Genomic DNA, 7,867 nt, shown 5'->3' with positions numbered 1-7,867 from the left:
ACCACCGCGCGATCGACGGCGCGGACGGCGCGGCGCTGATGCAGGCGTTCAAGGGCCTGTGCGAACGGCCGCTGGGGATGCTGGCGTGAGCGCGGGTCACCCCCTTCGTCATGCCGGACTAGTTCCGGCATTTATCGTTGTGCGCACCCTTCGGCTTGGGAGTGCGGACAACGATGGACCCCGGAACAAGTCCGGGGTGACGGGAAGGGATTGCCCGTTCTCGTGAAGCGTACCGCAACGGAACTGTCCTTCCTCGCGCTCGGCCTCCTCGCCGGCTTCGCGCTCACCTGGGCCTGCGCGTGGAGCTATCCGCTCGGCGCGGACGTGATCCGGACATGCGGCGGGCTGGCGATGCTCGCGGCCGTGCTGATGGACGTGCCCCCGCTCCGCCGCGCCTGGGCGCGGGACCGGGCGGGCGCGTGAGCGAGCTTCCGCCAACCCAAGCGCCGACGATCCGCGTCACCGCCATGCCCGCCGACTCGAATCCGTACGGCGATATCTTCGGCGGCTGGCTGATGGGGCAGATGGACCTCGCGGCCGGCTCCGTCGCGTCGCGCCATTGCGGCGGGCGCGCGGTGACGATCGCGACGGAGGAGATGAAGTTCCACCGCCCCGTCTTCGTCGGCGACGAACTGTCGGTCTACGCCACGCTGGTCCGCACCGGGAACACGTCGATGACTGTCGAGGTCGAGGCGTGGCGCAGGGGGCGGCATTCGGACGACTGCTACCGCGTGACGCAGGCGCGCTTCACCTTCGTCGCGATCGGCGAGGACCGCCAGCCGCGCCGGGTGCCGGGGATGGCGGGGTGAGCATGTACCGCGGCCGGATCGGCGCGATTCTGATCGCGGCTCTCGTGACGGGGCTATTCGCAGTCCTGACGCGAGCGACGATGTTCAGCCTTCGTCCTTTTAACGTGATGCTCCATTTTTATCTGGTATTCCCGTTCATATTCGCATCGGCGCTGTTCGGCATCATCGTGGTGATGATACCGGCTGAGGCGCTTGCCCGGCGCGCGCTGCCGAACTTCGCTCCTGTCATTGTGATAGCTTGCAATAGCACGCTGACCTGGTTTGCTGCACGCTCGGTGCCGGTAGCCACGAAACTGGGAGTTAATCCTGTCGTCTTTGCGATTTTTGCAACTCTACTCTGGCTCTTAATCGATCGTCTCTTCGGGAAAACACTTAAACATGCCTGACACCTTCGACCTCGTGATCCTCGGCTCCGGCCCCGGCGGGTACGTCGCCGCGATCCGGGCGGCGCAGTTGGGAATGTCCGTCGCCATTATCGAGCGCGAGCGGCTGGGGGGCATCTGCCTCAATTGGGGGTGCATCCCGACCAAGGCGCTTCTGCGGTCGTCGGAGATCTATCATTACATGACTCATGCCGACGCCTACGGCCTGTCGGTCGAGCGCGCGTCGTTCGATCTGGGCAAGGTCGTCGAGCGCAGCCGCAAGGTCGCGGGCCAGCTCAACGCCGGCGTCAAGGGGCTGATGAAGAAGAACAAGGTCCAGGTGTTCGACGGCGTCGGCAGGCTCACCGCGCCGGGCAAGCTGTCGGTCCGCCAGGGCGACCGCACGACCGAGATCGAGGCGAAGAACGTCATCGTCGCCGTCGGCGCGCGCGCGCGCGACCTGCCCTTCGCCAGGTCGGACGGGGAGCGCATCTGGACCTATCGCCACGCCATGACGCCGCCCGTGATACCGACCGAGTTGCTCGTGATCGGGTCGGGCGCGATCGGGGTCGAGTTCGCGAGCTTCTATTCGGACATGGGCGCCAAGGTCACGATCGTCGAAATGCTGCCCCGCATCCTTCCCGTCGAGGACGAGGAGGTGAGCGCCTTCATGGAGAAGCAGCTGACCAAGAACGGGATCGCGATCCGCACGGGCGTGGCGCTGGAGGCGCTGACGCCCGGGCCGGACGGCGTCGTCGCGCGGATCAAGGGGAAGGACGGGAAAGTCGCGGATGAGAGATTCAGCCACGCGATCGTCGCGATCGGCATCGTGCCCAACACCGAGGAGATCGGGCTGGAGCAGCTCGGCGTCGAGACCGAGCGCGGGCACATCAAGACCGACGCCTACGGCCGCACCAACGTGGACGGCGTGTGGGCGATCGGCGACGTGACGGGCGCGCCCTGGCTGGCGCACAAGGCGAGCCACGAGGGCGTGGTCGCGGTCGAGGCGATCGCGGGGCTGAACCCGCACCCGATGAACACGGCGAACATCCCCGGCTGCACCTACTCGCGCCCGCAGGTGGCGAGCGTCGGGATGACCGAGGCCAAGGCGCGCGAGGTCGGGTACGAGGTGAAGGTCGGCAAGTTCCCGATGATCGGCAACGGCAAGGCGATCGCGCTGGGCGAGGCGGAAGGTTTCGTGAAGACGGTGTTCGACGCGGCGTCGGGCGAACTGCTCGGCGCGCATATGGTCGGGGCGGAGGTGACCGAGCTGATCCAGGGCTACGTCATCGCGCGCCAGCTGGAGACGACGGAGGCCGAGCTGATGGAAACCGTCTTCGCGCACCCGACCCTGTCGGAGGCGATGCATGAAAGCGTGCTGGGCGCGTATGGGCGGGCCATTCACTTCTGACCCAACCGTCATGCCGGACTTGTTTCGGCATCCATCGTTGTACGCACCCGATGGCTTGGGAGCGCGGACAACGATGGACCCCGGAACAAGTCCGGGGTGACGGACGAAGAGTCAGCCTGTCACGCAGAGGCTGGCAATGTTGGACATCGCGTACTTGGATCGTGCGATGACCCGCGCTTCCGCGCCTTTCCCGTCGTTATCGACCAAAGGCGGGGACGCTCGAAAAGGTGAAATAGCGTTACCTTCGTTACCTTCGGCCATGGAAGACGCCCCCGAATCGCCCATCGCCAACGTGGCCCTCGTCCATTCGCTGTTGGTCGACTCGGCGCGGGCTGGGGAGGCGATCAGCTATTCCGCGTTCCTAGCCCGACTCGGGCTCGCCTTCTCCCGGCCCAAGATGCGCGCGCTGTGCCGCACGCTCGACCGCATCGACCAGGACGGGGCCGAACGCGGCGAGCCGGGGTTGGCGGTGTTGGTCGTGCGCGAGTCCGACGGCTTGCCCGGCCAAGGCTGGTGGGCGGGCTGGCGCGCGGCCGCGATGGGGTGGGAGAGCGACTGGACCGGCCCGGCGGCCCGTGCTTTCGTTGCTGAGGAGCAGGCGGCGGCGTTTGATTGGTGGCGGGACCGCGCGAATGCGGCGCTGGACAAGGGACCGCACTTTCCTTCACCAGAATAGTCCGGTCGATACGGGGAGTAGGTGTTTGCGCAAATCGGGAATGATCGCGGTTGTAGTCGTCGCTATGACGACCGCCGCGCCCGCGCTCGCCGAAACGGTCGTGGTCACCGCCAGGCGCATGCTCGATGTGGAAACGGGGCGGCTGCTAGACGATCCGCTGGTGGTCATCACCGACGGGCGGATCGCGGCCGTGGTGACTCGGAATGGCGGGCGACCGAAAATCCCGGCGGACGCGAAGCGGATCGATCTGGGCGAGGCGACGATCCTGCCCGGGCTGATCGACATGCACGTCCATTTGACGAGCAACCCGAAATACGGCGGCTATTCGGGGCTGCAGTTCACCGACAGCTTCTGGGTCGCGCAAGGCGCGGGCAACGCCGGCCGGACCCTGCGCGCGGGCTTCACGACGGTGCGCAACGTCGGCTCGGACAACTACGCCGATGTCGGGCTGAAGCAGGCGGTGGAGGAGGGGTGGATCGAGGGCCCTCACATCGTGCCCGTCGCCTATGCGCTGGGCGCGACCGGCGGGCATTGCGACGAGACATTCCTGCCGCCCTCCTACGATCGCAAGTCGCCCGCGATGGGCGACTCGCCCGAGGAACTCCGCAAGCGCGTCCGCGAACAGCGCAAATACGGCGCGGAGGCGATCAAGGTGTGCGCCACCGGCGGCGTGTTCAGCCGCAATACCGCGCCCGGCGTCCAGCAACTGCGCGAGGAGGAACTGCGCGCGGTCGCTGAGGAGGCGCATTTCTGGAAGCTCAAGACCGCCGCCCACGCGCACGGCGCGGACGGGATCAAGGCCGCGATCCGCGCGGGCATCGACACGATCGAGCATGTCAGCTTCATCGACGCGGAAGGGATCGCGCTCGCCAAACAGCGCGGCGCGTGGCTGGGCTTCGACGTGTATAACACCGATTATACGCTGAGCGAGGGTGCCAAGAACGGCGTGCTGCCCGAAAACATCGCCAAGGAGCGCGCGGTCGGCACGCTACAGCGCGAGAACTTCCGCGCGGCCGCGAAGGCCGGCGCCGGCATGATCTATTCCACCGACGCGGGCATCTATCCCCACGGCGACAACGCCCGGCAGTTCGCGGTGATGGTGCGGTTTGGGCTGTCCCCCATCGACGCGATCCGATCGGCGACGACCAACGCCGCCCGGGCGCTGGGACGAACGGGTGACGTGGGCGCGATCCGGGTGGGTGCGTATGGCGACATCGTCGCGGTCGCGGGCGATCCGTTGGCCGACGTGACGTTGTTGGAACGACCGGTGGCGGTCATCAAGGGCGGGGAGCGGGTGCGATGATGCCCGACACCGGTGCCGGACTGTCCCCCTTCTCGCTGCTATGGCCGACCTTCGCGCTGGTGGCACTCGTATTCGCCGTCTGGCTGACGCTGATCGTCAAACGGCTGGGCCATATCAAGCGCAATCCGCCCACGCGCGAGACCTTCGCCAGCGGCGATGCGGCGGGGCGGTATTTCGAGCCGGTCGCGCTCCCGGCGAACAACCTGGCCAATTTGTTCGAGATGCCGGTGCTGTATTTCGCGCTGGTGCCGCTGCTGCTGATGTTCCGGCAGGTGACGACCGCGCAGCTCGCGCTCGCCTGGTTGTTCGTCATTCTGCGCGCCACGCACAGCCTGATCCATCTCGGCCCCAACGTCGTCACGGCGCGGTTCGGAGTGTACCTGGCCTCGGTCGCGGTGCTGGCCGCCATGTGGATCGGCTTCTTCGTCGACGCGCTGGCGGGCTCGCGGCTGTATGCGCTCCATGCGGGGCTGATGGCGCAACTCTGACGCGAACGCGGCGTTGGCCGGACAGGAGGAACACCCGATGCCCGCGACCGACGACCATGCCAAGACGCAAGCCGATTTCACGCAAGCGGTGAACATGACCTCCGCCGCGCTGGAGAAGTGGCTCGCGACCGACGAAAGCGGCGAGGTCGGCTGGAAGGGGCCGGACGGGAAAGGCGACGGCGAAAGCGTCGGCCACAAGCAGGGCGGGCGCATCGTCGCCATCCTGGGCAAGAAGAAGGCGGAGCTGACCGACGAGGATTTCGCGGACATGAAGAAGGTGGTGGGGTACGTCCACCGCCACCTGGCCGAGGGCGGGCCCAAGGAAGACGTCGAGCATTCCCGCTGGCGCTACTCGCTCATGAACTGGGGCCACGACCCGCTGAAGTAAAGGTCACGCCGCCGCCGTATCGTTCCACCGCCGCTGGTTGGCGAGCCCTCGCGCTTCCTCGACCGGCAGCGGGCGACCGAAATAGTATCCTTGGACCTTGGAGCAGCCCAGTTCCTTGATCATGGCATGCTCGCCCTCGGTCTCGACGCCCTCGGCGGTGGTCGCCATGCCCAGGCTCTTGGCCAGCGCGACCACGGCGCGGATGATCGCCACCGCCTCGCGCACGCCCTTGGACGCGCCCTGGACGAAGCTCCGGTCGATCTTGATCGTCGAGAAGCGCGTCCGCGACAGATAGCTGAGCGACGAATAGCCCGTGCCGAAATCGTCGAGGCTCAGCCGGATGCCGAGATCGAGGATGCGCTCCAGCGTCCGCACCGCGCCCGTGCCCTCGCGCATGAACACCGATTCGGTCACCTCCAGCTCTAGCCGGTCGGCGGGCAGGCCGCTGGTCGCGAGCGCGGAGGTCACGACCGTCGCGAAATTGGGATCGTGAAGCTGGTCGGGCGAGACGTTGACCGCGACGCGGATGTCGGCGGGCCAGCGCGCGGCCTCGTGGCAGGCGGTGCGCAGCACCCATTCCCCGATTGGCGCGATCAGGCGAGTCTCTTCGGCCAGCGGCACGAACTTGACCGGCGAGATCGGCCCGTATTCGGGGTGCGTCCAGCGAAGCAACGCCTCGAACCCGGTCAGTTTGGCCGTCTCCGCATCGACCACCGGCTGATAGTGCAGATGCATCTGCCCGTGCTCCAGCGCGACGCGCAGCGCCAGCTCAAGCCGGCGGCGCTCCTCCGCCTCGACATGCAGCTGCGGTTCGTAGACGTGGTACTTGCCGCCGCCCGCATCCTTGGACCGGTACAGCGCGAGGTCGGCCGACCGGATCAGCGTCTCGGCGGTGCGCCCGTCCCGCGGCCCGAAGGCGAGGCCGACGCTGGCACCGACATAGAGCGTGTGCTGGTCGACCTCGTAGGGGCGCGACAGCGTCTGGATGATGCGTTCGGCCAAGCTCTCGACCGCGACCAGATCGCCCGCGTCGCGGACGACCACAGCGAACTCGTCACCGCCCAGCCGGCCGCACAGCTCGTTGGCGCTCATCAGCTGGTTCAGACGCTCCGAAACCCGTGACAACAGCCGGTCGCCGAGCTGATGGCCAAGCGTGTCGTTGACCGCCTTGAACCGGTCGAGATCGATCATCATGAACGCGCAGCGCCCGTTCCATTTGTCGGCGTCGGCCATCGCGCGGGCCAGCGTCTCGTTGATCAGCAGGCGGTTGGGCAGGCCGGTCAGCGTGTCATAGCGCGCCATGCGGTTGATCTTGTCGGCCGACGCGCGCTGCTCCGTCACGTCCGATCCGACGCCGCGGAACCCGCAAAACGCGCCGCGCTCGTCGAAGCGGGGCGATGCGGCGATCTCCCACCACCGCTCCTCACCGCCGACGCTGACGGGGAGGCGCAGGTCGCGGAAGCTGTCGCGCGCCTTCAGCTTCTCGGCCAGGTCGCGCAGGCCCGCGGCGAATGCCCCCGCTTCCCAGCCCGGGCCCGCGAGGACCTGAAGGAACGGCATGCCGTTGATGGTAACGGGGTCGAGCCCGCAGGCGAAGGCGAAACGCGGCGAGGCCTTGATCACGCGCCGGGAGGCGTCGGTCTCCCACAGCCAGTCCGCGCCCGCCTCCTCGAACTCGCGGAGCAGTAAGCTGACGGTCTCGTCGCGCTCGGCGAGCGCCAGCTGGTTCGCGCGGATGATCACCAGCGATCGCGCGCGGGTGACGCAGCCGAGCATCAGCAGTACGGTGAACAGCAGGGTCGCGCCACCGGCGGCGTAGGCGCCCGACAGGCTGACGGTGATCGCGACCGTCGCGCCGACCCCGCCCACGAAGGCGAGCGTCGATAAGGCTAGCGGCGCCATCGCGACCGCGCCCGCCGTCATCAGGACCGACAGCACCATCCAAAGACCATACGCAGAGGCGGTGCCGGGCTCGGCGAACAGCAGCGGCGGGATCGACCAGACGATCGCCAGCGCGGCTCCCTCGAACGCCGTGTCCCGCAACTCGCGCAGCGAGGCGTAACCGCCGTCCTCGTGATGGGTGCGCAGGCGACGAACCGCGACGACGACCGCGGCGAGGAACGCGGTCGCGCTCCAGCCGACCAGCAGCCACAATGGCAGGGCCTGCGCGAACAGGCCGGCGGTGACGGCGGTGGCGATCAGGTTCGCGCCGAGCAGGAACAGCGCGAGATCGCGACCCGCCTGGAGCTGGGTAGCGCGGATGCGACCCCATTCAGCCGGATCCGTGCCTTCGCGCAAACCCACAAGGGTGCGGAAGTCGACCGGGACGGCGGCGGCGGGGGTCACTTCGGTGGTCACCCCGACGGGCGTAACGGCAAATGGTTAGCGAATCGTTCGCGTGACGTTCCGCTCACGTCGTCGACCGCGTGA

At 67.7% G+C, this 7,867-nt stretch carries 9 protein-coding genes; 8 read left to right on the top strand and 1 reads right to left on the bottom strand.

Annotated elements, in window-relative coordinates:
• The first annotated feature begins 222 nt into the window (after positions 1-222).
• From ACFE7F_RS06130 to ACFE7F_RS06095, 8 genes are all read left to right on the top strand, one after another.
• On the top strand, positions 223-423 hold the full coding sequence (locus ACFE7F_RS06130) for a hypothetical protein (RefSeq protein ID WP_375402959.1): 201 nt from the start codon (positions 223-225) through the stop codon (positions 421-423).
• Between the two features lie 44 nt (positions 424-467).
• Complete coding sequence (locus ACFE7F_RS06125; protein ID WP_375402965.1) at positions 468-809, top strand: acyl-CoA thioesterase; 342 nt, start codon at positions 468-470, stop codon at positions 807-809.
• Positions 806-1,195, top strand: a complete 390-nt coding sequence (locus ACFE7F_RS06120; RefSeq protein ID WP_375402958.1) for a hypothetical protein — start codon at positions 806-808, stop codon at positions 1,193-1,195. Before ACFE7F_RS06125 ends, ACFE7F_RS06120 begins: the two co-directional genes overlap by 4 nt.
• Positions 1,188-2,582, top strand: coding sequence for a dihydrolipoyl dehydrogenase (lpdA, locus tag ACFE7F_RS06115; protein WP_375402957.1), 1,395 nt, complete (start codon positions 1,188-1,190; stop codon positions 2,580-2,582). The genes ACFE7F_RS06120 and lpdA overlap by 8 nt, the downstream gene beginning before the upstream one ends.
• A 259-nt stretch (positions 2,583-2,841) precedes the next feature.
• The gene (locus tag ACFE7F_RS06110; protein WP_375402956.1) at positions 2,842-3,258 is read left to right on the top strand and encodes a ribose-phosphate pyrophosphokinase; all 417 of its coding nucleotides are present in this window, start codon (positions 2,842-2,844) and stop codon (positions 3,256-3,258) included.
• Positions 3,259-3,298: 40 nt separating this feature from the next.
• Entirely contained in the window at positions 3,299-4,561 is a 1,263-nt protein-coding gene (locus ACFE7F_RS06105; RefSeq protein ID WP_375402964.1) for an amidohydrolase family protein, read from the top strand.
• Positions 4,558-5,049 carry an MAPEG family protein gene (locus ACFE7F_RS06100; RefSeq protein WP_375402955.1) on the top strand — a complete coding sequence of 164 codons (492 nt, stop codon included), beginning with the start codon at positions 4,558-4,560 and terminating at the stop codon, positions 5,047-5,049. Before ACFE7F_RS06105 ends, ACFE7F_RS06100 begins: the two co-directional genes overlap by 4 nt.
• Before the next feature lie 37 nt (positions 5,050-5,086).
• Positions 5,087-5,437 (top strand): DUF3140 domain-containing protein, encoded by a 351-nt coding sequence (locus ACFE7F_RS06095; protein ID WP_375402954.1) that lies wholly within the window; start codon positions 5,087-5,089, stop codon positions 5,435-5,437.
• 3 nt (positions 5,438-5,440) lie between these two features.
• On the opposite strand, the gene ACFE7F_RS06090 is transcribed toward ACFE7F_RS06095, so the two are convergent.
• A complete protein-coding gene (locus ACFE7F_RS06090) occupies positions 5,441-7,795 on the bottom strand; it encodes a putative bifunctional diguanylate cyclase/phosphodiesterase (protein WP_375402953.1) in 2,355 nt (784 codons plus the stop codon).
• Positions 7,796-7,867 lie beyond the last annotated feature (72 nt).

The organism is uncultured Sphingomonas sp., from assembly GCF_964235535.1.
GTDB lineage: Bacteria > Pseudomonadota > Alphaproteobacteria > Sphingomonadales > Sphingomonadaceae > Sphingomonas.
This window is presented reverse-complemented; position numbering and strand designations above follow the sequence as displayed.

Coding starts and splice junctions, on each gene's coding strand:
- ACFE7F_RS06125 (WP_375402965.1), top strand. CDS start 468: ATGCCCGCCGACTCGAATCCGTACGGCGATATCTTCGGCGGCTGGCTG.
- lpdA (WP_375402957.1), top strand. CDS start 1,188: ATGCCTGACACCTTCGACCTCGTGATCCTCGGCTCCGGCCCCGGCGGG.
- ACFE7F_RS06110 (WP_375402956.1), top strand. CDS start 2,842: ATGGAAGACGCCCCCGAATCGCCCATCGCCAACGTGGCCCTCGTCCAT.
- ACFE7F_RS06105 (WP_375402964.1), top strand. CDS start 3,299: ATGATCGCGGTTGTAGTCGTCGCTATGACGACCGCCGCGCCCGCGCTC.
- ACFE7F_RS06100 (WP_375402955.1), top strand. CDS start 4,558: ATGATGCCCGACACCGGTGCCGGACTGTCCCCCTTCTCGCTGCTATGG.
- ACFE7F_RS06095 (WP_375402954.1), top strand. CDS start 5,087: ATGCCCGCGACCGACGACCATGCCAAGACGCAAGCCGATTTCACGCAA.